Origin of the sequence: Pseudomonas sp. PDM20, assembly GCF_014852575.3 — a bacterium.
Classification (GTDB): domain Bacteria; phylum Pseudomonadota; class Gammaproteobacteria; order Pseudomonadales; family Pseudomonadaceae; genus Pseudomonas.
On the sequence record NZ_CM181224.1, the window covers coordinates 2,072,501 to 2,095,750 of the forward strand.

Sequence of the window (23,250 nt, forward strand, 5' to 3'; positions counted from 1 at the left end):
GCCTGTGAAGGTGAGTTGAGAAGCTTGCTGGAGGTATCAGAAGTGCGAATGCTGACATGAGTAACGACAATGGGAGTGAAAAACTCCCACGCCGAAAGACCAAGGGTTCCTGCGCAACGTTAATCGACGCAGGGTTAGTCGGTCCCTAAGGCGAGGCTGAAGAGCGTAGTCGATGGGAAACAGGTTAATATTCCTGTACTTCTAGTTACTGCGATGGAGGGACGGAGAAGGCTAGGCCAGCTTGGCGTTGGTTGTCCAAGTTTAAGGTGGTAGGCAGAGATCTTAGGTAAATCCGGGGTCTTAATGCCGAGAGCTGATGACGAGTCATCTTTTAGATGATGAAGTGGTTGATGCCATGCTTCCAGGAAAAGCTTCTAAGCTTCAGGTAACTAGGAACCGTACCCCAAACCGACACAGGTGGTTGGGTAGAGAATACCAAGGCGCTTGAGAGAACTCGGGTGAAGGAACTAGGCAAAATGGCACCGTAACTTCGGGAGAAGGTGCGCCGGCGAGGGTTAAGGATTTACTCCGTAAGCCCATGCCGGTCGAAGATACCAGGCCGCTGCGACTGTTTATTAAAAACACAGCACTCTGCAAACACGAAAGTGGACGTATAGGGTGTGACGCCTGCCCGGTGCCGGAAGGTTAATTGATGGGGTTAGCGAAAGCGAAGCTCTTGATCGAAGCCCCGGTAAACGGCGGCCGTAACTATAACGGTCCTAAGGTAGCGAAATTCCTTGTCGGGTAAGTTCCGACCTGCACGAATGGCGTAACGATGGCGGCGCTGTCTCCACCCGAGACTCAGTGAAATTGAAATCGCTGTGAAGATGCAGTGTATCCGCGGCTAGACGGAAAGACCCCGTGAACCTTTACTGTAGCTTTGCACTGGACTTTGAGCCTGCTTGTGTAGGATAGGTGGGAGGCTTTGAAGCGTGGACGCCAGTCTGCGTGGAGCCATCCTTGAAATACCACCCTGGCATGCTTGAGGTTCTAACTCTGGTCCGTTATCCGGATCGAGGACAGTGTATGGTGGGCAGTTTGACTGGGGCGGTCTCCTCCTAAAGAGTAACGGAGGAGTACGAAGGTGCGCTCAGACCGGTCGGAAATCGGTCGTAGAGTATAAAGGCAAAAGCGCGCTTGACTGCGAGACAGACACGTCGAGCAGGTACGAAAGTAGGTCTTAGTGATCCGGTGGTTCTGTATGGAAGGGCCATCGCTCAACGGATAAAAGGTACTCCGGGGATAACAGGCTGATACCGCCCAAGAGTTCATATCGACGGCGGTGTTTGGCACCTCGATGTCGGCTCATCACATCCTGGGGCTGAAGCCGGTCCCAAGGGTATGGCTGTTCGCCATTTAAAGTGGTACGCGAGCTGGGTTTAGAACGTCGTGAGACAGTTCGGTCCCTATCTGCCGTGGACGTTTGAGATTTGAGAGGGGCTGCTCCTAGTACGAGAGGACCGGAGTGGACGAACCTCTGGTGTTCCGGTTGTCACGCCAGTGGCATTGCCGGGTAGCTATGTTCGGAATAGATAACCGCTGAAAGCATCTAAGCGGGAAACTAGCCTCAAGATGAGATCTCACTGGGAACTTGATTCCCCTAAAGGGCCGTCGAAGACTACGACGTTGATAGGTCGGGTGTGTAAGCGCTGTGAGGCGTTGAGCTAACCGATACTAATTGCCCGTGAGGCTTGACCATATAACACCCAAACAATTTGCGTGTTGTACGGTGAAGACGTAACGAACCGAAAGTTCGTGTGAACCGCAAATACCTGTCACATACCCGAATCTGGATGAGCGTGTGCATCTGCCACGAGCGTCCATAAAGAATTGCTTGACGACCATAGAGCGTTGGAACCACCTGATCCCATCCCGAACTCAGTAGTGAAACGACGCATCGCCGATGGTAGTGTGGAGTTTCTCCATGTGAGAGTAGGTCATCGTCAAGCTCCTATCCCAAGACCCCTGGTCAGCATCGCTGGCCGGGGGTTTTGCTTATTAGTGTAAGCAACCCGAATTCGGATGAGCGCCAAGGCGAGCATCCAGCCGAATTGCTTGACGACCATAGAGCATTGGAACCACCTGATCCCATCCCGAACTCAGTAGTGAAACGATGCATCGCCGATGGTAGTGTGGAGTTTCTCCATGTGAGAGTAGGTCATCGTCAAGCTTCTAATTCCAAAGCCCCTGATCAGCGAAAGCTGGTCGGGGGTTTTGTTTTTGGGGCGGAAAAAGCCAATGCGGGAGCCCTATACAGGGCGAGTAACCCGGGACGGGTTATTCGTTGCGATGGCGGATAACGCTTGAGGCGTTGTGCGACCTACGACCGGCGTTTGCCGGAGGTCCGTGAGGGATGCGGTTCGCGGGCATGGCCCGCTCCTACAGGGGAGTGAGGGGTTTGGTCATGATGAGGGTGCGCTCTTCGCCGTGGAGTTGTTCGCGCAGCAGGCGATAGCCGAGGCGGGCGTAGAAGCTTTCGGCGGTGAGAGATGAGGGGACCAGCAGGGCCTCTATACCGCGCTGCAGAGCGGCTTCCTCGATTTGCCCCATCAGGGTCTGGCCGATGCCCTTGCGCTGCTGCTGTGGTGCGATGAAGAGGCTACGCACGGTATGGCCATCCAGGGCGCCAGTGCCGACGATTTCGTCATCCAGTAATGCGACGAACACCAGGCGTTGCTGCAGCAGCTCAATCACCCGTTCAGGCGTGAAGTTCGCCACCACCGATTCGATGACGCTCGCCGGGTAGTCCTGGCCGTTGCTTTCCCTGACGGCCGCGACGATGACCTGGCTGATTGCCTTGGCGTCGCCGTTGTGGGCCTGTCTGATCAGAACATCCATCTGCACGCTTCCTGCTATCTACTCCGCTCATCCTGACGGGATTGGCAGCGCGAGGGTAGGGCGGAATCGCAGGCAACAAAAAAGGCGCCCTGGGGCGCCTTTCCTGTTTGGATCACCGATCAGCCGTTGTGGCGTTTCAGGACCAGGGTGGCGTTGGTGCCGCCGAAGCCGAAGCTGTTGCTCATGACGGTGTCGATCTTCGCGTTTTCGCGGGTCTCGCGCAGGATCGGCAGGTCAGCGACTTCCGGGTCCAGCTCGTCGATGTTTGCCGAACCGGCGATGAAGTTGCCTTCCATCATCAGCAGGCAGTAGATCGCTTCGTGAACGCCAGCGGCGCCCAGGGAGTGGCCGGACAGGCTCTTGGTGGAGCTGATGGCCGGGGCCTTGTCGCCGAACACTGCACGCACGCCGCGGATTTCAGCGACGTCGCCGACCGGGGTGGAGGTGCCGTGGGTGTTCAGGTAGTCGATCGGGGTATCCACGGTCGACAGGGCCTGCTGCATGCAGCGGATGGCGCCTTCGCCGCTCGGGGCAACCATGTCGTAGCCATCGGAAGTCGCACCGTAGCCAACGATTTCGGCGTAGATCTTGGCGCCACGCTTGAGGGCGTGTTCCAGCTCTTCGACCACGACCATGCCGCCGCCGCCGGCGATGACGAAACCGTCACGCTTGGCGTCGTAGGCGCGGGAGGCCTTTTCCGGGGTGTCGTTGTACTGGGTGGAGAGGGCGCCCATGGCGTCGAACAGGCAGCTCTGGCTCCAGTGTTCTTCCTCACCGCCGCCGGCGAAGACGACGTCCTGCTTGCCCAGCTGGATCTGCTCCATGGCCTGGCCGATGCAGTGCGCGCTGGTGGCGCAGGCCGAGGAGATGGAGTAGTTCACGCCCTTGATCTGGAAGGGAGTGGCCAGGCACGCGGAAACGGTGCTGCCCATGGTGCGGGTGACGCGGTATGGGCCGATGCGCTTGACGCCCTTCTCGCGCAGGGTGTCGATGGCTTCCATCTGGTTCAGGGTGGAAGCACCGCCGGAGCCGGCGATCAGGCCGGTGCGCGGGTTGGAGATCTGCTCGGGGGTGAGGCCGGAGTCCTTGATCGCCTGTTCCATTGCCAGGTAGGCATAAGCGGCGGCGTCGCCCATGAAGCGGAAGACCTTGCGGTCGATCAGCTCTTCCAGGTTCAGGTTGACCGAACCGGAAACGTGGCTGCGCAGGCCCATCTCGGCGTAGCTGGGGTTGTGGCGGATGCCAGCACGGCCTGCACGCAGGTTGGCGGAGACGGTGTCTTTGTCATTGCCCAGGCAGGAAACGATGCCCAGACCGGTGATCACGACGCGACGCATGCGGATACCCTTAGAAGCTGTCAGTGGAAGTGAACAGGCCGACGCGGAGGCCTTCGGCGCTGTAGATTTCGCGGCCATCGACGCTGACGGTGCCGTCGGCGATGGCCAGGATCAGCGAACGATTGATCGTACGCTTGATGTGAATGTTGTAGGTGACTTTCTTGGCGGTCGGCAGGACCTGGCCGAAGAACTTCACTTCGCCCGAACCCAGGGCGCGGCCACGGCCGGGGTTGCCCTGCCAGCCGAGGTGGAAGCCAACCAGCTGCCACATGGCGTCGAGGCCCAGGCAGCCGGGCATGACGGGGTCGCCCTCGAAGTGGCAGGCGAAGAACCACAGGTCCGGGTTGATATCCAGCTCGGCGACCAGTTCGCCCTTGCCATACTTGCCGCCGACATCACTGATGTGGGTGATGCGGTCGATCATCAGCATGTTCGGGGCGGGCAGTTGCGCATTACCCGGGCCGAAGAGCTCGCCGCGGCTGCAGCGCAGCAGGTCTTCTCGGGTGAAGGCGTTTTGTTTGGTCATGCGAGCTCCTCAAAAATCCTGGATAGCAGGCGTTGTTTGGCTTGTGCCTGCGGCGCCGCGTTCCGTTGTTCTTGTCACGGTGTCATGCGGCAGCCTAGTCATAGACTATTGCCTTTAAGTGAAAGTCACAGCAATCGGCGAACGCTTGTTCACTTTTCGCCGATGCCTGGTTTCTCCGTCGGGACGCAGGCCCGGGCCGGTCCGCAGTTTGCGGGCAAGCGCTCCATCGATCAACGACCTGGAGCAACCCAGCGCTGCAGAATCCGCTGCAGCTCCGCGCGTTTGAACGGCTTGGCGAGGTAGTCGTTCATTCCTGCTTCAAGACACGCCTCGCGGTCGCCCTGCAGCGCGTTGGCGGTCAGGGCGATGATCGGTACCTGTTCGCCGCCCGGTTTCGCACGAATCTGCCGGGTGGCTTCGTAGCCGTTGAGCACCGGCAGGCGGCAATCCATCAGGATCGCCGCGAACTCGCCGCGCTCCGAGGTACGCACTGCCTGGGCGCCGTCACCCACCAGCGTGACGCGATAACCCAGGCTGCGCAACATAGCTTCTATGACCGTTTGATTCACCGGGTTGTCCTCCACCAGCAGCACGGACTGACCAGTGGCAAGGGCGTCGCCGCCGTTCGTCCCGTCGTCTGCGGCACTCTGACGCTCCCGGAAGGGCAGGGGGATCTCCAGGGTGAAGGTCGAGCCGCAACCCTCCTCGCTGACCGCACCCAGGGTGCCGCCCATCCGTTCGGCCAGGGTGCGCGCAATGGACAGCCCCAGTCCGGTGCCGCCGTAGCGCCGCGAGGTCGACGAATCGGCCTGCTGGAAGGCCTCGAACATGTGCTCCAGGCGCTCGCGGGAGATGCCGATGCCGCTGTCCTGCACCGAGCAGCTGAGCCACAGCACCTCGTCGTCCAGCGCCTGCCAGGTGGCTTCCAGGCGCACGCCGCCTTCCTCGGTGAACTTCAAGGCGTTGCCCAGCAGGTTGACCAGGATCTGCCGGATGCGCGTCGGGTCGCCCTGCACCTCGAGGTTGTCGAGGCCGTCCTGCACGTTCATTTCCAGTTCCAGGCCGCGTTGCTGGGCGCTGTGCTGGAAGACCTGGATCGAGCTCTGGATCAGTTCCAGCAGGTTGAACGGGATGCGCTCCAGTTCCAGCGCGCCGCGCTCGACGCGGGAGAAGTCGAGGATGTCGTTGATGACCTTGAGCAGGTGCTCGGTGGATTCGGTGGCCAGTGCGCTGTACTCGGCCTGCTCCTGGTTCAGCTCGGTGGTTTCCAGCAGCTGCAGCATGCCCAGCACGCCGTTCATCGGGGTGCGCAGCTCGTGGCTCATCATCGCCAGGAAATCGGACTTGGCGCGGTTGGCCTCTTCGGCCTCCTCCCGCGCCGCCACCAGTTGGGCGATGCTGCGCTCCTGCTCCAGGCTGGCTTGCTGCAGGCCACGGGCCAGGTTGTTGATGTGCCGGGCGAGGTCGCCGACTTCGCCGTCATCCGGCACCGGCAGGGTGGTGTGGTAGTCGCCGGTCTGGATCGCCTGCACGGCGCGGCCCATGGTGCGGATCGGCGCGGCCAGGCGGCGGGCGAGGCGGCGCGCCAGCAGGTAGGTGAGGATCAGCGCGAACAGCGCGAGCAGGCTGGCCTTGAGGAGGATTTCCTGTTGCCGTTCGCTGAAGGCGTCGCTGGCCATCCCGACGACCACGCGGCCGAGGTAATCCCCGCTGGGCGGTGCGGCCGTCGGTAGCATGTCGTTGGAGCTCGCCAGGTCGCTGCCATTGAGGGCGATGTTCTCGCGCTGGATCGAGGCGTGGAATATCTCCACCTTGGTGCTCGCCTGCGCGGGATCGGCGGCGTGCTCGACGTAGACGAGGATGTTGTCGCCGCGATCGCGCACTTCGATAAAGCGCACGTGGGCGGTGCTCAAGGTCGCCCGCAACAGGCTCTGCAGCACCGGCAGGTTGCCGGAGATCACTCCGTATTCCGCCGCCGGGGCGAGTTGGTTGGCGATCAGCTGGCCGGTGTGGTTGGACTCCAGGCGCAGGTCCTGCAGACGCGAATACGTGAAGTAGGCGGTCAGCAGCACAGTCAGCAGCAGCGCCGGGCCGAGGCTGATGGCCAGCATGCGCGTCTGGATGTTCCAGCTCTTGCGGGAACTCATGGTTTTTCTCCTTCGGCCAGGCGCTGCGCGAGTTCCGCGTCGCCTTGCAGGTCGATGCCGAGCGAGCGCGCCACCTGGCGGTTGCTCTGCACCTTGAAGCGTTCGGGGTAGAGGCTGCGGGGCCATTGCTCCGCCGGCTCGTCGAGCAGGGTGTCGAGGGTCTCCAGCCAGTCGCTCTGGTCGCTGTAGCTGCTGGCCAGGCTGCCGGCCTTGACGAAGGCGGCGGTGGGGCCGATCAGCGCCCGGTTCTCGGCGTAGGCGCTGAGGAGGATGCCCTTGATGGTCTGCGCGTTATAAAGCTGTTTGTCGTCCAGCCCGAGCAGCAGGTCACTGCGACCGAGCAGTTCTCGTAGCGGGCGGCTATCTTCGGCGCGGGTTTGCAGCTCGCTGACCAGTTCGACGCCGAGTTGATCCGCGCTGCGCTGAAGCTCTTCCAGGAGAAATTCGCTGCTGGGACCGATCAGCACGCCAATGCGTTGCGGGCGTGGGCTGAGTTGCAGCGCCAGTTGCAGCTGGCGTGCCGGTGGCGGGTCGCTCCATAGCAGGCTCAGGTGTGGCGGCTCGCGCTCGCCCAGCACTTGCCGGGCTTCGACGCGGCTGACCAGCAGGGTCAGTGCCGGCGGTGCATCGTCACTGGCCAGGCGCCAGTTCAGCGCGCCGCTGCCGAGCAGCAGCAGGCGGGTTTCGCCATCGAGACTGGCGGCGGGCGGCAGGTTCTCCGGGGATTCCAGCCGCACCTGGTCGTGCGGGCGGCGTTGCGCCAGGGCCTCGGCGAAGTCCTGCAGGGCCTGGCTCTGTTCGGTGCTGACCAGCAGGATGTCACGGGCCTGGGCTGGTAGTGCGAACAGGCAGGCCAGCCCGAGGAGCAGGGCGCTGAGTAGGGTTCCGAGGCTCGTCCATGAGCGGCGGGCAGACATGCTAGAAGTCGACCTCGGCGCTGAAGTAGAGCAGGTGGCGACTGTCGTAGCGGTTTTCCGGCCAGGTCAGCGGTTCGTCGTCCAGCCGTTGCTGCAGCACGCCGGCCAGCTCCAGTGCGGCGCGACCCAGGGGAATGCGCTTGGCCACGCGCAGGTCGACGCGCTCGAAGCGGTGCTCGTTCAGTGCATCGTCGCCGTAGTAGAAGACCGAACTCGACCAGCCGCGCCCCCAGTCGCGCATCCAGCCGGCCGAGCCGCTGTTGCGTGCGGTAAGGCGCTGGTCGTAGCGGCTGCTGGCGTCGTAATCGACGTAGGCGTAGGTCAGGCGCACGCGATCCTGCCTCGTCAGGCGCCAGTCGAGCTGGGACTCGGCGCCGCTGAAGCGGATGTCGTTGTCGTTGCTCGGTTCGAAGTCGGAGACCTTCAAGGGATCGCTGATCAGCCCGTGGATTTCGTCGTAGTAGGCTTTGATGTCGACCGCGAGCCCGAGTTCGTCGAACTGGCCGTTGTAGCCGATTTCCCGCGAGCGCATGCGCTCCTGGTCGAGATCGCCGGGGCCGTGGGCGCGGGCGAAGTAGTAGGCACTGGACTGGCCGTAGACCGGTGCCGAGAGGTTGCGCACCCGGTAGCTCCAGTTCACGTCGTTCTCGTACATGTCCGGCGAGCGCACGGCCTCGGAGTACACCGCGCGCAGGCTGTGGCGCGGGGTGATCAGGTAGTTGAGGGCAAGGCGCGGGCTGACCGAGCTGCCGGAGAGCTGGTCGTCCTCCATCATTGCGCCGCCCTGTAGCAGCCAGTGCGGCGTCAGGTGCCACTCCAGCTGGCCGAACAGGCGCCAGATGTCGTTGTTCACCGTGCCGTCGAAGTAGGTTTCCGAGGTGGCCTGGTCGTGGCGGTAGCTCATGCCGCTGACCAGCCGCACGCCATCGGCGAGGTTCAGGGTGTCCTGGACTTCGAGGTCGTAGCGGGTTTCGCGGATGTTCTGGTTCACCTGCCCGCAGACCGGCAGGTAGGCACCGGCCGCCAGTTGCTGGACCACCTGCCGGGCCAGTGCCTGCTCCTGCGCGGTGCCACGGGGAATGCGCGGCAAGGTGTCGGCGAAGTTCTGCACGTACTTCGGATTCATATCCCACAACTGCGCGAGCTGCGGACTGAAGGCGATCTGTGCCTCGCACGCGCCGAAGTCCTGCAGGCGCTCCCAGTGTTCGGCGTAACCCTGCACGTAGAGGCTGTGTTCGGGGTTGATGTCGAAGGTCCAGCGCAGGGAGCCGGCGTAGTCGCGGGCGGTCAGGTCGGAGTTGTCGTCGCCGGCGGCGATGTTGCCGAAGATCGGCTCGTAGTCGTAGGGGCGCTGGTTGCTGCCTTCCTTCGCCGCCAGCTGCCAGTCCAGGCTGTTGCGCAGGTCAAGGTTGTGGCTGGCCGTCAGGTTGAAGCGGCTCAGGCGCCGGCCGTCACGGTAGTCGCGGTCGAACTGGTCGTGGTCGAAGCCGTCGTCTGCCTGCCCGGAGAGTGACAGTCGGTAGTCGCCGGAGCGGTCATGGATGCCCTGGCTGGCGTACCAGTCGCGCACGCCGTTCTGCCCGGCGGTGTACTTCAGTCGCGTGCCCTGGCTGTCCGCCGGGTGGCGCGTGAGGATGTTGATCACGCCCATCAGTGCGTTGGCGCCGTAGCTCACGGCGTTGGGGCCACGGAAGACTTCGATGCGGTCGATGTCCTCGATGGCCACCGGGATGTCGCTCCAGTCCACCGTGGCCAGGCCCGGGCGGTACACCGAGCGGCCGTCCACCAGTACCTGCAGGCGCCGCGCCTCGGTGACGTTGGTGCCGTGGTAGTTCACCGTCGCCTGGTTGCCCGACAGGTAGCCGACCATCATGCCCGGCACCAGGCGCATCAGCTCGGGAATGTCGCGGGCGCCGGAGGCCTTGATCAGGTCGCGGTCGAGCACCGTCATGCTGCCAGGGACTTCGGCGGGGGACTGTTTGAGCCGCGTCGCGGTCAGAACTTCAGGGACGTCGAGGCTGTCCACGAACAGGTCGCCCGCCACGGCCTCGCCCGCCAGCAGTGCGGCAAGCAGGGAAAGCGGCAGGGGAGCGCGGACGGGACGATGCACGGAACGACCTTGTTCTCGGTTCTTATGGGTTCGGTCAATGTCTACGGCTAGACGTTTTCCACAGGACGGATGTTAAACGAGGCAGCGCTGATTGCCAGTCCCGCGATCCGGACTGGCCGGTCGCCGATGCGGCCTTATAATGGCCCAATCGCCGCCCCTAAGCGGTCACCAATGGAACAGACATGACACAGCAGCAACCGATCGCCGTCCTCGGTGGTGGCAGTTTCGGCACCGCCTTCGCCAATCTGCTGGCAGAAAACGGACAGCGCGTTCGCCAGTGGATGCGCGACGAGGAACAGGCCGAGGCGATCCGCACCCGCCGCGAGAACCCCAATTACCTCAAGGGCGTGCGCATCCATGACGGCGTGGAGCCGACCACCGACCTCGCCGCGACCCTGGCCGAGTGCGAGATGATTTTCGTCGCGGTGCCTTCCAGCGCCCTGCGCAAGGTGCTCGACGGCCGCAGCGAGGAGCTGGCGGGCAAGATGCTGGTCAGCCTGACCAAGGGTATCGAGGCGCAGAGCTTCAAGCTGATGAGCCAGGTGCTCGAAGAGATCGCGCCGAAGTCCCGCATCGCGGTGATCTCCGGCCCGAACCTGGCGCGCGAGATCGCCGAGCACGAGCTGACCGCCACCGTGGTCGCCAGCGAGGATGACGACCTCTGCGCCCAGGTGCAGGATGCACTGCACGGGCGCACCTTCCGCGTCTACGCCAGTGGCGACCGCTTCGGCGTCGAACTGGGCGGCGCGCTGAAGAACGTCTACGCCATCATTGCCGGCATGGCCGCTGCGCTGGGCATGGGCGAGAACACCAAGGGCATGCTGATCACCCGCGCCCTGGCGGAGATGACCCGCTTTGCCGTCCAGCTCGGCGCCAACCCCATGACCTTCCTCGGCCTGGCCGGCGTGGGCGACCTGATCGTCACCTGTTCGTCACCCAAGAGCCGTAACTATCAGGTGGGCTTCGCCCTGGGCGAAGGCCTCACCCTGGAAGACGCCGTGGCGCGCATGGGCGAGACTGCCGAGGGCGTGAACACCCTCAAGGTGCTCAAGGCCAAGGCCGACGAGCTGCAGGTCTACATGCCGCTGGTGGCCGGCCTCAACGCCATCCTGTTCGGCGGCCGCACCCTGGAACAGGTCATCGGCGCGTTGATGAGCGGCGAGCCGAAGACCGACGTCGACTTCATTCCCACCACCGGTTTCTGAGGAGGTATCACCATGTCTGCGGAACGTCACCCCTCTGACCGTCTGGAGAAAGAGTCCCTGGTCCTGCGCGTCGTCTGGATGCTGGTCTTCGCGCTGGTCTGGTTCGTCGCCGAGATGATCCTCGGCGCCGTGGTGGTCATCCAGTTGGTCTACCGCATCATCTACGGCGCGCCCAGCGGCAGCCTGATGGGCTTCGGTGACAGCCTGAGCCAGTACTTCGCGCAGATCGGCCGCTTCGGCACCTTCCAGACCGAAGAGAAGCCCTGGCCGTTCGCCGACTGGCCGACCGCCCATACGCCCGAAGGCGAGGCCCCGCATGATGTGCCGCCGGCGCCGCACCCGGTGCGCGACGAGGAGCCCAAGCTTTGAAGCTCTGGCTGCTGCGTCATGGCGAAGCCGAACCCCAGGCGCGCCGCGATTCCGAGCGCCGGCTGACGGCACATGGCGTCAAGGAGGTGCTCAAGAGCGCCGCCCAGCTCGCCGGCCAGCCGCTGGATGGCATCCTCGCCAGCCCCTACGTGCGCGCCCAGGAGACTGCAGAGCTGGTCCGCGAGGCGCTGGGTTTCGAAGGCTCGGTCGGCACCGCGCCCTGGCTGACGCCGGACGACGATCCGAAGGACGTGCTGCGCTTCCTCGATGGCCGCAACGAGCAGAACCTGCTGCTGGTGACCCACCAGCCACTGGTGGGCGCGCTGGCCGGCCTGCTGGTGCATGGCAGCCGCAGCGACGCCGTGCCGTTCAGCACCGCCACCCTGGCGGAGCTGGAAGGCGAGGTGCCGGTAGCGGGGCTGATGGAGCTGGTGTCGCTGCACCATCCGCGGCATTCCTGAGGCAGACAAGTCTCCGCGAAAAGGCCCCGCAAGGGGCCTTTTGCATTTCCGACGCCGGCAAATCGTGCCCGGATGTTTCCACGCAGGGCCCGTCGCAGAGCGTCCGGAGCCCATCCTTCGGCTAAATCCTACAAAAGTTCACACGACCAGCCTTGTCTGCCGCTGCGCTGCGTGGAATATTCAACCAAGCAAGTGCTTGGTTGATCCATCGCTATATCCCTGAGCTACACCTCTGACAACAAGAACAAAGGAGGGGCACGTGGTTAAAGCAGTCCGATTACCACTCGACCTGTTCTATCAGCGCGAGAAGAGCCACCCGAACAAACGCTACCTGGTGCAGCCGCTGACCGGCGGCGAAGTGCAGACCCTGACCTGGGGCGAAGTGGGCGAGCAGGCCCGCCGCGCCGCTGCCTGGCTGCGTAGCCTGGACCTGCCCGAAGGCAGCCGGGTGGCGATCATTTCGAAGAACTGCGCGCACTGGATAGTCGCCGACATCGCCATCTGGATGGCCGGCCACGTCTCGGTGCCGCTGTATCCCAACCTCACCGCCGATTCCGTGCGCCAGGTGATGACTCACTCCGAAGCGCGGGTGGCCTTCATCGGCAAGCTCGACGACTGGCCGGCGATGAAGGACGGCATTCCCGAGGACGTGCCGACCGTCGCGTTGCCGCTGCATCCGCAGGGCCACTTCGACCAGCAGTGGAGCGACCTGCAGCAGCTGGCGCCGATCAGCGACGATCCGCGCCCGGACGCCGCGACGCTGGCGACCCTCATCTACACCTCCGGCACCACAGGCACGCCCAAGGGCGTGATGCACACCTTCGGCAATTTCGCCTTCGCCGCCAGCCATGCCATCGACCTGTTCGGCGTCGGCGAGGAGGACCGCCTGCTGTCCTACCTGCCGCTGTGCCACGTGGCCGAGCGCATGTTCGTGCAGATGGCGTCGATCTATGCCGGGCAGACGATCTTCTTCGCCGAAAGCCTGGACACCTTCGTCGCCGACATGCGCCGCGCGCGGCCCACGGTGTTCTTCGGCGTGCCGCGCATCTGGACCAAGTTCCAGATGGGCGTCTACTCGCAGATGCCGGCGCAGAAGCTCGACCGCCTGTTGCGCCTGCCCATCGTCGGCCGCCTGGTGGGCCGCAAGGTGCTCGCCGGCCTTGGCCTGGACGCCGTGCGCTTCGCCCTGTGCGGGGCTGCGCCGGTGCCCCAGGCGCTGCTGGGCTGGTACCAGCGTCTGGGCCTGAACGTGCTCGAGGTCTACGGCATGACCGAGAACTGCGGTTATTCCCACGTTTGCCGGCCGGGTGAGCAGCGGGTCGGCTGGATCGGCCGCAACAGCCCCGGCGTGGAAGTGCGCATCAGCGACGAAGGCGAGGTGCAGGTACGCAGCGGCGCGACCATGGTCGGCTACTTCAAGGACCCGGAGCGCACCGCCGAGACCATCACCGAAGACGGCTTCCTGCGCACCGGCGACAAGGGCGAGCAGGACGCCGAAGGCCACCTGCGCCTGACTGGCCGCATCAAGGAAATCTTCAAGACCGCCAAGGGCAAGTACGTCGCTCCGGCGCCCATCGAAAACCGCCTGGCCGTGCATTCGCGGATCGAGCAGATCTGCGTGGTCGGCGACGGCCTGATCGCCCCGCTGGGCCTCTGCGTGCTCTCCGAAGTAGGCCGCCAGGAAGCCGCCAACGGCTCGCGCAGCCAGCTGGAGCAGAGCCTGCAGGAGCTGCTGACGGAAGTGAATGAAGCGCTGGACAAGCACGAGCGCCTGGCCGGGCTGGTGCTGGTCAAGGACGTCTGGACCGTGGACAACGGCTTCCTCACGCCGACCCTGAAGATCAAGCGCAACGTGGTGGAAGGGACCTACGGCAAGCGCTTCAATGAATGGGCGGAGCGCCGCGAGGCGGTGCAATGGCATGAATGACAGAAGGAATGCGGAATGACCTGGCGCACCACGCCCGACCTGGAAAAGCTCAACGCGAACCTGAAGAACACCATCGGTGAAGTGCTCGACATCCGTTTCGAGGCGTTCGACGACGACTCGCTGACCGCCAGCATGGTGGTGGATTCGCGCACCCACCAGCCCTACGGCCTGCTGCACGGTGGCGCCTCGGTGGTGCTGGCGGAAACCGTCGGCTCCACCGCCAGCTACCTGTGCCTGGACAACAGCAAGTACTACTGCGTGGGCCTGGAAGTGAACGCCAACCACCTGCGCGGGCTGCGCAGCGGACGGGTGACGGCGGTGGCCAAGGCGGTGCATATCGGCCGCTCGACCCACGTCTGGGAAATCCGCCTGCATGGAGATGACGGCAAGCCGAGCTGCATCTCGCGGCTGACCATGGCGGTGGTGCCGCTGGAGCGCTGAACCAGTTCCAATCAGCGGCCTGTCCCTGGATGGGACCGTAGGATGGTGTGGAGCGAAGCGATACCCATCGATTCCTGCACCAGCAGCATGGGTATCGCCTAGGCTCCACCCATCCTACAAGGGCGCTCCCTGCGATTGCAGGAGCGCCGCCCGGCGCCCTCGCAATGTTGAACCGGCGCCTCGGCCGTAGGATGGTGTGGAGCGAAGCGATACCCATCGATCCCTGCACCAGCAGCATGGGTATCGCCTAGGCTCCACCCATCCTACAAGGGCGCTCCCTGCGATTGTAGGAGCGCCGCCCGGCGCCCTCGCAATTTTGTCCAAGACCCGCCGTTCCCGCGCCGGTACAGTAGGCCCATGGAACGCATCGAACACCACAGCAGCGGCCTGCCCGGCGTCCGTTTCATCGACGCCGAGTACCGCCGTTTCGCCTTTCCCCGGCATTTTCATCTCGACTACCACGTCGGGCTGATGCTGGACGGCTGCCAGCGCTACACCCATCGCGGTGAACGCTCGCTGGCCGGGAATGGCGACATCCTGCTGATGAGTCCCGAAAGCATCCACGACGGTTCCAGCGAGGGCGAGGACGGCTACCGCATCCGCGTGCTGTCCATCGACCCGCAATGGCTGGACGACGCCTGCCGCGCCTTCAGCGATGGCCGCCAGGGCGCGCCGCGCCTGACCGCCGCGCAACTGCGCGATCCACTGCTGCAGGTCGAGCTGCAACGCGCACACGCCCTGATGCTCGGCGGCGAGCGGCTGGCGCAGGAAGGCCAGCTCTGGCAGGCGCTGGCCGCGCTGCTGGAGCGCGCCTCCAGCCTGCGCATCCGCGAGCCGGGGCAGGGCTTCGACGCGCCGACCTGGGCGCGCCTTCGCGAGTGGCTGGAATCGCGCCTGGAAACCCCGCCGACTTTGGAAGAGATCGCCGGGTTCTGCGACCTCAGCCCCTGGCAGGTGCTGCGTCGCTTCCGCCACCAGTGCGGATTGCCGCCGCACCAGTGGCTCACCCAGCTGCGCCTGGAGCGTTCGCTGCCGCGGGTGATCAAGGGCCAGCCGCTGTCGGAGATCGCCCTGAGCCTGGGCTTCTATGACCAGGCGCACTTCAGCCGCCTGTTCCGCCGTACCTACGGATTGCCGCCCGCGCGACTACGCCAGCGCTGATCCGCCCTAAAAAATCCCGTTTCATTCCCACTGGAGAATCCCGCCATGCAGGAGGTTCACGTCTTGCTCATGCTTACCGCCGTGTTCGCGGTCGCCCTGGTCAGCCCCGGCCCGGACGTCGCGCTGGTGGTGCGTACCTCGCTGCACCAGGGCCGCCGCGCCGGGGTGCTCAGTGCCCTCGGGCTGGCCTGCGGCATCCTGGTCCACGGCACCCTGGTGCTGACCGGCGTGTCGTTGCTGCTCAGCCGCTCGCCGCTGCTGTTCAGCGCGCTGCAACTGGTGGGCGCGGCCTACCTCGGCTGGCTCGGTGTCGGCGCACTGCGCGCATTGCGCAAGCCGGGCGGGGCAGGGCGCATCGACGGCGAGTTGTCCGCGTCGAGGCTTGGCCCCTGGCTACGTGGGCTGGCGACCAACCTGTTCAACCCCAAGGCATTGGTGTTCTTCCTTGCGCTGCTCAGCAGCCTGATCCCGGTGGACATGTCGGCGCCGGGCAAGGTCGCGGTGGCGGTAATGCTGTTCGGCACCGGTTTCGTCTGGTTCAGCCTGCTCAGCGTGATCCTCACCCGACCGTTGTGGCAGCGGCGCCTGCTGCGCGCGGTGCCGGTGATCGACGGCGCCTGCGGACTGGTGTTCCTGCTGGTGGCGGGCGGCATCCTGTTCAGTGTGGTGAACCACGCGACGCATTGGGTTTGAGGGCTGTCGGCGGATAACGCGTGCCGCGTTATGCGCCCTACGAGAACTCCATCGTACGGCGGATAACTTGGAACAAGTTATCCGCCGTAATAAGGGAGAGATCAGGGCAAATCCGCCGGAGCGCCATGGAGTTTGGCCGTAGTGCCGTCATTCGCGGGAGCGCGGGTCATTGCCGCGCCCCCGGTGCTGTCGGAAAATTCAGGCTGTCATTCCCCTGAGTTCACGCAGCATGTCGCAAGCGGTCTTCTTCGCCCACGCCAATGGCTTCCCCTCGGGGACCTACGGCAAGTTGTTCGATGCCCTGGAGCCGGATTACCGGGTCCATCGGCTGGACATGCACGGCCATGACCCGCGCTTCCCGGTGAACGCCAACTGGGAAAACCTGGTGGAAGAGCTGCTGCACCACCTCGAGGCGCTGGACGAGCCCGTGTGGGGCGTCGGCCATTCCCTCGGCGGCGTGCTGCATTACCACGCGGCGCTGCGCAAACCCGAGCTGTACCGCGGCGTGGTGATGCTCGACTCGCCCTTGCTGACGCTGGCCGACCAACTGGTGATCCGCGTCGCCAAGCGCTTCGGCTTCATCGACCGGCTGACACCCGCCGGCCGCACCCTCGGCCGCCGCGAGGACTTCGACGATTTTGCCGAGGCGCTGGAATACTTCGCCGGCAAGCCGCTGTTCAAGCGCTTCGACCGCGACTGCCTGGAGGCCTATGTGCGCCACGGGCTGGCGCCGGTCGACGCGCGGGGCCTGCGGCTGAAGTTCGACCCGGCCACCGAGATCTCCATCTACCGCAACGTGCCGCATACCGCGCCCGGCCGCGCCAAACAGCTGGCCGTGCCGCTGACCATGGTGCGCGGGCGCCACAGCCGCGTGGTGCTGCCCCACCATGCCCGCCTGATCGGCCGCATCCCCATGGGCGAGAGCCTGTCGCTGCCGGGCGGCCACATGTTCCCGCTGGAGCGCCCGCAGGACACCGCCGCGCTGCTCAAGACCGTCTTCGCCCGCTGGCAACAGCGCGCCAACGCCTAAGGAATCGCCATGACCGCCAAAGTCCAGGAAATCCGCCTGAACCTGCCGCACATCGAACTGGCCGCACACCTCTTCGGCCCGGAAGACGGCCGTCCGGTGATCGCCCTGCACGGCTGGCTGGACAACGCCATGAGCTTCGCCCGCCTCGCGCCCAAGCTCGAGGGCGTGCGCATCCTCGCCCTGGACTTCGCCGGCCACGGCCATTCCGGCCACCGTGCGCCGGGGGCCAGTTACCTGCTGTGGGACTACGCGCTGGACGTACTGATGGTGGCCGACCAGATGGGCTGGGAGCGTTTCTCCCTGCTCGGGCATTCCATGGGCGCCATCGTCTCGGTGCTGCTGGCCGGCGCCATGCCCGAACGCGTCGAGCGCCTGGCGCTGATCGACGGCCTGGTGCCCTATACCGGCGAACCTGAGACTTCGCCGCAGAAGCTCGGCGAAGCCCTGCGCGCCCAGCTCGCCCTGCCGAACAAGCGCAAGCCGGTCTACGAAGCCATCGACCGCGCGGTGGAAGCGCGCATGAAAGGTGTCGGCGCGGTAAGCCGAGAAGCGGCGGAGCTGCTGGCATCCCGTGGCCTGGTGCCGGTACCCGGTGGCTACACCTGGCGCACCGATGCACGCCTGACCCTGCCGTCGCCGCTGCGCCTGACCCGCGCCCATGCGCGACAATTCGTCCACTCCGTGCAATGCCCGACCAGCCTCGTGCTGGCGCAGCAGGGCCTCATGCTGGTCGAGCCGGCCACCCGCGAGCTGCTGAAAGACAGGCCCTTCGCGGTCCACGAGCTGCCCGGCCAGCACCACCTGCACCTGGATGACGAGGCGGGTGCCGAAGCCGTCGCGGCGATCTTCCGACCCTTCCTGCAGGCCTGAGGGAAACACCCCGTAGCGCCCTGCGGCTTGACTAAAGCAGGGCCGGCCGCGACGCTGCACGGATCGCTTCAGGGAGATTGTGCATGCTCGACATCCAGACCGCCGCGCGCCAGGGGCCGGAAAACCCTCACTTCGTCAGGACCGACGCGCACCGGATGTCACGGCTGCTCCGCACGCTGCTCGCCGGTGGACTGCTCGGCATCGCCAGCCTCGCCGGCGCCGCTGACCTGCCCGATAGCCACGACCTGGAAATACTCCCGCGCTTCCCGCGCTCGGAGATCGTCGACTTCAACCAGACCGCCAGCCAGGAACGCATCTACCCGCAGGGCTCGATCAGCCGCATCAGCGGGCGCCTGCGCATGGAAGGGGAGGTGCGCGCCATCGGCGACCTGACCGCCGTGACCTATCGCCTGCCGGACGAGGATTCCAGCCAGAGCGCCTTCGCCGCCGCGCGCAAGGACCTGCTCAAGGCCGACGCTACGCCGCTGTTCTGGTGCGAGAGCCGTGACTGCGGCTCCAGCAACCTGCTGGCCAACTCGGTGTTCGGCAACTCCAAACTGTTCGGTCCGGACGACCAGCAGGCCTACCTGCTGGTGCGCCTCGCCGCGCCCCACGAGGACAGCCTGCTGGCGGTCTACACCATTACCCGTGGCAACCGCCGCGCCTACCTGCATGCCGAACAGCTGGACAGCACCGCCGCCCTCGGCGAACTGCTGCCCAGCCCCGCGACCCTGATGCGCCTGCTCAAGGCCAACGGCGAGCTGACCCTCAGCCACGTGCCGCAGGAGCCGGGCGGCGCCTGGCTCGACCTGCTGGTGCGCACCTTGCGCCTGGACACCGGCGTGCGCGTCGAGCTGGCCGGCCAGCACGCTGGTGACTGGCGTGCCGCGCTCACCGCCCAGGGCGTACGCGATGCGCGCCTGGAGCAGGGCAAGGATGACGGTGACGGCCTGCACCTGACCTGGCTGCGCTGATTTTCCGGAACTGATTCTCCAGGCTGAATATCCTACGTTGAGAGCGGAAACGCCCTACACTGGGGCTTTCGAGCCAACCGGGGTTTCCAATGTTCGACAACGATCGCCTGTTGCTGCGCCTGCTGTTGCTCGGCCTGCTGGGCGCGAGTATCTGGGTACTGCTGCCGTTCTGGTCGGCGCTGTTCTGGGCCGCCGTGCTGGCCTTCGCCAGTTGGCCGCTGATGCGTCTGCTGACGCAGTTGCTGGGCGGTCGCCAGGCCTCTGCGGCGGGCCTGCTGACCATCGGCTGGATCGTCCTGGTGGCGCTGCCGCTGGTGTGGCTGGGCTTTGGCCTGGTCGACCGGGTGCGCGAAGGCGTCGAGCTGGTGAAGAACCTGCAGGTGTCCGGCCTGCCGCCGCCGCCGGAGTGGATGGCGCGGGTGCCGCTGATCGGCGACCGGCTGATCGGCTGGTGGTACCAGGCCGACCAGCAGGGCGTGGCGATGTTCTCCGCGCTCAAACCGTACATGGGCGAGGTCGGCAACTGGGCCCTGGCGCGTAGCGCCAAGCTGGGCGCGGGCATCTTCGAACTGGTGCTGAGCCTGGTGCTGATCTTCTTCTTCTATCGCGACGGCCTGCGCCTGCAAGCCTTTGCCCATGGCGTGCTGGAACGCCTGATCGGGCCTGCCGCGCAGCAGTACATGGACATCATCGCCGGCACCGTGCAGCGGGTTGTCAACGGCGTGATTGGCACCGCCGCGGCCCAGGCCGTGCTGGCCACCATCGGCTTCTTCATTGCCGGCGTTCCCGGCGCCTTTCTGCTCGGCCTGCTGACCTTCGTCTGCAGCCTGCTGATGGTGCCGCCGCTGGTGTGGGGCCCAGCGGTGATCTGGCTGTTCTACCAGGAGAGCTACGGCTACGCGGTGTTCATGGCGATCTGGGGCTTCTTCGTGATCAGCGGCGTGGACAACATCCTCAAGCCCTACCTGATCAGCCGCGGCGGCAACCTGCCGCTGGTGGTGGTGCTGCTGGGCGTGCTCGGCGGACTGCTCAGCTTCGGCTTCATCGGCCTGTTCCTTGGCCCGGTGCTGCTGGCGGTGGTCTACAACCTGGTCAGCGCGTGGGTGGCCAGCTCGCAACGGCCTCCGCCGCCGCCGGTGGTTTGATACTTCGGCGCGAGAGATTGCCCTCACCCTAACCCTCTCCCTCTGGAGCGGGGTGCGCAGCCAGGGCTGGGGTGAGGGTGTCAGCAGACGCACCAAAGTTCACAGCAACGTAGCGCGCATAACCCGGAACGGGTTATCCGCCGCCATGGCGGATAACGCCTGGGGCGTCATGTGCCCTACGTGATTCAGACGTGCTCGCTCTTCACCTGCACCAGCTTGTCCCGCCCGGCGCCCAGGCCGAAGACGATCCCCGCCACCGTCACCACCACGAAGATCACCCCGGTCGCTGCCCAGCCGCCGGTGGCGTCGTGCACCACACCGACCAGGAAGGGCCCGCAGGCCGCCAGGGTGTAGCCCACGCCCTGGGCCATGCCGGAGAGGTTGGAGGCGACGTGGGAGTCCGGCGAGCGCAGCACGATCAGCGCCAGTGCGATGCTGAAGGTGCCGCCCTGGCCGAGACCGAGCACTACCGCCCAGCCCCAGATGCCCGAGAGCGGGGCGAACAGCAGGCCGAGCAGGCCGGCCAGGGTCAGGCCCATGACGATCACCACGGCGATGCGCTGGTCCTTGCCACGGGTGGCCAGCCAGGGCGCGGCGAGGGCGCTGAACAGCTGCACCATCACCGAGCCGGAGAGCACCAGCCCGGCTTCCACCGCGCTCAGGCCACGGTCGATGAGGATCGACGGCACCCAGCCGAAGACGATGTAGGCCAGCGACGATTGCAGGCCCATGTACAGCGTCACCTGCCAGGCCAACGGGTCGCGCCACAACCCCTTCACCTTGTACACCGCGCGGTGGGCATGGTGGTTCTGGCGGGTCTGCGGCAGCCAGATCGCCGCGGCGACCACGGCCGGGATCGCCCAGAACGCCAGCGCCACCTGCCAGTTGTTGTCCATCAGTTTTGCCAGCGGCACGGTGGCACCGGCGGCCGTGGCGGCGCCCAGGCACAGGGCCATGGTGTAGACGCCGGTCATGGTCCCGGCGATGTGCGGGAAGTCGCGCTTGACGATGCCCGGCAGCAGCACGCCGATGATGCCGATGCTGGCGCCGGCCACCAGGCTGCCGAGGAACAGCCCGGCCACCGGGAACAGGCTGCGCAGGACGATGCCGCCGGCCAGGGTGAAGAGGATCAGCAGTACGGTTCGTTCGGCGCCCAGGCGTCGCGCAAGCATCGGCGCCAGCGGCGCGAACAGGCCCAGGCAGAGCACCGGCAGGGTGGTCAGCAGGCCCGCAGCGGCAGCGGACAGGCCGGTGCCGTCTCGCACGGTGTTGAGCAGCGGCGACAGGCTGGAAAGCGCCGGGCGCAGGTTGATCGCGACCAGCACCAGGCCGAGCAGCAACAGCCAGGTGCGCTGCGGGCGCGGCGCGGCTTTCTCGGCGTCGATCAGCAGTTCTTCGGGCGGGCAGGACACCTTGTGCTCGGCGTCTTTCGGGTCATTGGGCAAGGACATGGTGGGCATTCCAGGGCAGCAAGGCAGAAGAAAGCATTCAGAGTCAGATCAGCAGCGCGCGGTTCGCTTTTGCGGCTGCGTCCGCGTCACCGCGGGCGATGGCATCCACCAGTTCGCGGTGCAGATCGAAGCCCGGTTGCGGCCGGCTCGGGTCACCGATGGTGCGCTCCAGGCCGGCGCGGATCACCTGGGAGAAGTAGCGGTACAGCTCGCTGAGCACCGGGTTGTGGGCGCTGTCCACCACGCGCTGGTGGAAGGCCAGGTCGTGGGCGATGTATTCATCCAGAGCACCACCGTGATGAACGGCAGAGCGCTCCAGCGCCTCACGCAGTGCGGCGAGGTCGGCTTCGGTGCGGCGCCCGGCGGCCAGCCGGCTGGCTTCCACTTCGATGACGCCGCGCGCCTCCAGTGCCTGCTCCACCGAGCTGCGGGCCAGCACCAGCATGGTTTCCAGCGGGTTGGCGCGGGCGCGCACATAGGTGCCGTCGCCCTGGCGCACTTCCAGCACGCCGGAGAAGGTCAGCACGCGGACCGCTTCGCGCACGGTATTGCGGCTGATACCCAGGGATTCGGCCAGTTCGGGCTCTGGCGGCAGACGTTGGCCCAATGGCCAGGTGCCGTCGTCGATGCGCAGATGGATCTGCTCGAGGGCGATGTCCACCAGCGAGCGCTTCTGAATGGGGCTTGGCATTGAAACATCCAATCATCGGATGAATTTTAAGAGGCCAAGATTAGGACAGTTCCGTGTTGGCTGGCAATGCGGGGAGAAGAGAAGGCCGCCGGAGCGGGGGCGCTCCGGCGGTGGGCATCGACGCGGATCAGGCGGCGATGTTCACCAGGCTGCCACTGGTCGCCTGGAGGGCGGTGACTTCGCTGCTCTGGTACTGCTTGAGCAGGTTGGCCACCAGCTTCTGGTAGGCGGCGCCCGTGTTGGCGCTGGTCGAGGAGGCGCTGGAGGCGGTGGTCGTCGAGCTGTCCGACGCACTGCTGGAGGAGTCGTCGGACGAGTTGCTGGAGGCCGAAGCCGGCGGGGGCGGCGGCGGGCCGTCGGGGCGTTGGGCCTGCAGCGCGCTGGAAAGCTCGTCGCTGCTGATCGAGCCGCTGCCGTCGGCGTCGAGCTGGCTGAACAGTTCGCTCAGGCGCTCGCTGTCGTCGTCGCTGCTGCCCAGGGCGGAGAGCTCGTCGCTGCTGATGCTGCCGTCTCCGTCGCTGTCCAGGGCGCTGATCAGGTCTTCTGCGGAGTCGCCCATGCCCATGCCGCCCATGTCGCCGGGTGATGGGGGAGGAGGAGGCATGGCGGCGGCCAGTTCGTCCTGGGAGATGCCACCGCTGCTGTCGCTGTCCAGCTCGCTGAGCAGGGCGTCGATGTCGATGTCGCTGCTGTCCGAGTCATCGCTGGAGGACAGCGCGCTGGTCAGTTCGTCCTTGCTGATGCTGCCGTCGCCATCGCTGTCGATGGACTTGAACAGGTCTTCCTGGAATTTCGCCGCGCCCTGGGAACCGCCAGTGCTACCGCTCTGCGTCGCGGTGGTGCTGCTGGCGGTCTGGGTCCGGGCGAGCGAGCTGGTGTAGTAGCTCGCATAGCTGCTGCTCACGCCGCTGATCATGGGAGAGTCTCCGTGGTTGCCGAAGCGGAGGGTTCTCCGCT

The 23,250-nt window shown here is 65.4% G+C and carries 20 protein-coding genes and 3 rRNA genes (1 of these 23 running past the window's edge); 14 read left to right on the forward strand and 9 right to left on the reverse strand.

Annotated elements, in window-relative coordinates; translation table 11 throughout:
* The 3 genes from IB261_RS09810 to rrf (IB261_RS09820) all read left to right on the forward strand — a co-directional run.
* Positions 1 to 1,699 (forward strand): 23S ribosomal RNA (locus tag IB261_RS09810); it begins 1,193 nt to the left of the window's first position.
* A 134-nt stretch (positions 1,700 to 1,833) separates the two neighbouring features.
* A 5S ribosomal RNA gene (gene rrf, locus IB261_RS09815) occupies positions 1,834 to 1,949 on the forward strand.
* A 105-nt stretch (positions 1,950 to 2,054) separates the two neighbouring features.
* A 5S ribosomal RNA gene (gene rrf / locus IB261_RS09820) occupies positions 2,055 to 2,170 on the forward strand.
* A gap of 209 nt (positions 2,171 to 2,379) precedes the next feature.
* Here the strand turns inward: rrf (IB261_RS09820) and IB261_RS09825 are convergent.
* The 6 genes from IB261_RS09825 to IB261_RS09850 all read right to left on the reverse strand — a co-directional run bounded on the left by IB261_RS09825 (position 2,380) and on the right by IB261_RS09850 (position 9,875).
* On the reverse strand, positions 2,380 to 2,838 hold the full coding sequence (locus IB261_RS09825; protein WP_192383235.1) for a GNAT family N-acetyltransferase: 459 nt from the start codon (positions 2,836 to 2,838) through the stop codon (positions 2,380 to 2,382).
* Positions 2,839 to 2,957: 119 nt separating this feature from the next.
* Positions 2,958 to 4,175 carry a beta-ketoacyl-ACP synthase I gene (gene fabB, locus IB261_RS09830; protein ID WP_045208787.1) on the reverse strand — a complete coding sequence of 406 codons (1,218 nt, stop codon included), beginning with the start codon at positions 4,173 to 4,175 and terminating at the stop codon, positions 2,958 to 2,960.
* Positions 4,176 to 4,185: 10 nt separating this feature from the next.
* Positions 4,186 to 4,701: a 3-hydroxyacyl-[acyl-carrier-protein] dehydratase FabA gene (fabA, locus tag IB261_RS09835; protein ID WP_017517389.1), complete on the reverse strand. Its 516-nt coding sequence runs from the start codon at positions 4,699 to 4,701 to the stop codon at positions 4,186 to 4,188.
* 230 nt (positions 4,702 to 4,931) lie between these two features.
* Complete coding sequence (locus IB261_RS09840) at positions 4,932 to 6,848, reverse strand: ATP-binding protein (RefSeq protein WP_192383234.1); 1,917 nt, start codon at positions 6,846 to 6,848, stop codon at positions 4,932 to 4,934.
* Positions 6,845 to 7,765 carry an ABC transporter substrate-binding protein gene (locus IB261_RS09845; protein ID WP_192383233.1) on the reverse strand — a complete coding sequence of 307 codons (921 nt, stop codon included), beginning with the start codon at positions 7,763 to 7,765 and terminating at the stop codon, positions 6,845 to 6,847. Before IB261_RS09845 ends, IB261_RS09840 begins: the two co-directional genes overlap by 4 nt.
* Before the next feature lies 1 nt (position 7,766).
* Positions 7,767 to 9,875 (reverse strand): TonB-dependent receptor plug domain-containing protein, encoded by a 2,109-nt coding sequence (locus IB261_RS09850; protein WP_318653079.1) that lies wholly within the window; start codon positions 9,873 to 9,875, stop codon positions 7,767 to 7,769.
* Between the two features lie 182 nt (positions 9,876 to 10,057).
* Here IB261_RS09850 and IB261_RS09855 point away from each other — a divergent pair, with 182 nt between their 5' ends.
* From IB261_RS09855 to IB261_RS09905, 11 genes are all read left to right on the forward strand, one after another.
* Positions 10,058 to 11,080, forward strand: coding sequence for an NAD(P)H-dependent glycerol-3-phosphate dehydrogenase (locus tag IB261_RS09855; protein WP_081519157.1), 1,023 nt, complete (start codon positions 10,058 to 10,060; stop codon positions 11,078 to 11,080).
* 12 nt (positions 11,081 to 11,092) lie between these two features.
* Positions 11,093 to 11,449, forward strand: coding sequence for a DUF4389 domain-containing protein (locus tag IB261_RS09860; RefSeq protein ID WP_192383232.1), 357 nt, complete (start codon positions 11,093 to 11,095; stop codon positions 11,447 to 11,449).
* A complete protein-coding gene (gene sixA, locus IB261_RS09865; RefSeq protein ID WP_151186492.1) occupies positions 11,446 to 11,910 on the forward strand; it encodes a phosphohistidine phosphatase SixA in 465 nt (154 codons plus the stop codon). The genes IB261_RS09860 and sixA overlap by 4 nt, the downstream gene beginning before the upstream one ends.
* Before the next feature lie 259 nt (positions 11,911 to 12,169).
* Positions 12,170 to 13,837 (forward strand): AMP-binding protein, encoded by a 1,668-nt coding sequence (locus IB261_RS09870; RefSeq protein ID WP_192383231.1) that lies wholly within the window; start codon positions 12,170 to 12,172, stop codon positions 13,835 to 13,837.
* 15 nt (positions 13,838 to 13,852) lie between these two features.
* On the forward strand, positions 13,853 to 14,278 hold the full coding sequence (locus tag IB261_RS09875; protein WP_081519161.1) for a hotdog fold thioesterase: 426 nt from the start codon (positions 13,853 to 13,855) through the stop codon (positions 14,276 to 14,278).
* 357 nt (positions 14,279 to 14,635) lie between these two features.
* The gene (locus IB261_RS09880; protein ID WP_081519162.1) at positions 14,636 to 15,439 is read left to right on the forward strand and encodes an AraC family transcriptional regulator; all 804 of its coding nucleotides are present in this window, start codon (positions 14,636 to 14,638) and stop codon (positions 15,437 to 15,439) included.
* A 45-nt stretch (positions 15,440 to 15,484) separates the two neighbouring features.
* A complete protein-coding gene (locus IB261_RS09885) occupies positions 15,485 to 16,132 on the forward strand; it encodes a LysE family translocator (protein WP_081519163.1) in 648 nt (215 codons plus the stop codon).
* Between the two features lie 229 nt (positions 16,133 to 16,361).
* Positions 16,362 to 17,162, forward strand: coding sequence for an alpha/beta fold hydrolase (locus IB261_RS09890; protein WP_138216440.1), 801 nt, complete (start codon positions 16,362 to 16,364; stop codon positions 17,160 to 17,162).
* 9 nt (positions 17,163 to 17,171) lie between these two features.
* Entirely contained in the window at positions 17,172 to 18,032 is an 861-nt protein-coding gene (locus IB261_RS09895; RefSeq protein ID WP_192222907.1) for an alpha/beta hydrolase, read from the forward strand.
* An 83-nt stretch (positions 18,033 to 18,115) separates the two neighbouring features.
* A complete protein-coding gene (locus tag IB261_RS09900) occupies positions 18,116 to 19,006 on the forward strand; it encodes a DUF4892 domain-containing protein (RefSeq protein ID WP_412548399.1) in 891 nt (296 codons plus the stop codon).
* 89 nt (positions 19,007 to 19,095) lie between these two features.
* Positions 19,096 to 20,151, forward strand: coding sequence for an AI-2E family transporter (locus tag IB261_RS09905; RefSeq protein WP_081519166.1), 1,056 nt, complete (start codon positions 19,096 to 19,098; stop codon positions 20,149 to 20,151).
* 185 nt (positions 20,152 to 20,336) lie between these two features.
* Here IB261_RS09905 and IB261_RS09910 read toward each other — a convergent pair whose 3' ends face one another.
* The 3 genes from IB261_RS09910 to xopAW all read right to left on the reverse strand — a co-directional run bounded on the left by IB261_RS09910 (position 20,337) and on the right by xopAW (position 23,209).
* Complete coding sequence (locus IB261_RS09910) at positions 20,337 to 21,602, reverse strand: CynX/NimT family MFS transporter (protein ID WP_192383230.1); 1,266 nt, start codon at positions 21,600 to 21,602, stop codon at positions 20,337 to 20,339.
* A gap of 43 nt (positions 21,603 to 21,645) precedes the next feature.
* Positions 21,646 to 22,293 (reverse strand): FadR/GntR family transcriptional regulator, encoded by a 648-nt coding sequence (locus IB261_RS09915; RefSeq protein ID WP_192222908.1) that lies wholly within the window; start codon positions 22,291 to 22,293, stop codon positions 21,646 to 21,648.
* A gap of 127 nt (positions 22,294 to 22,420) precedes the next feature.
* Positions 22,421 to 23,209 (reverse strand): XopAW family type III secretion system calcium-binding effector, encoded by a 789-nt coding sequence (xopAW, locus tag IB261_RS09920; protein ID WP_192383229.1) that lies wholly within the window; start codon positions 23,207 to 23,209, stop codon positions 22,421 to 22,423.
* Between the last annotated feature and the right edge of the window lie 41 nt (positions 23,210 to 23,250).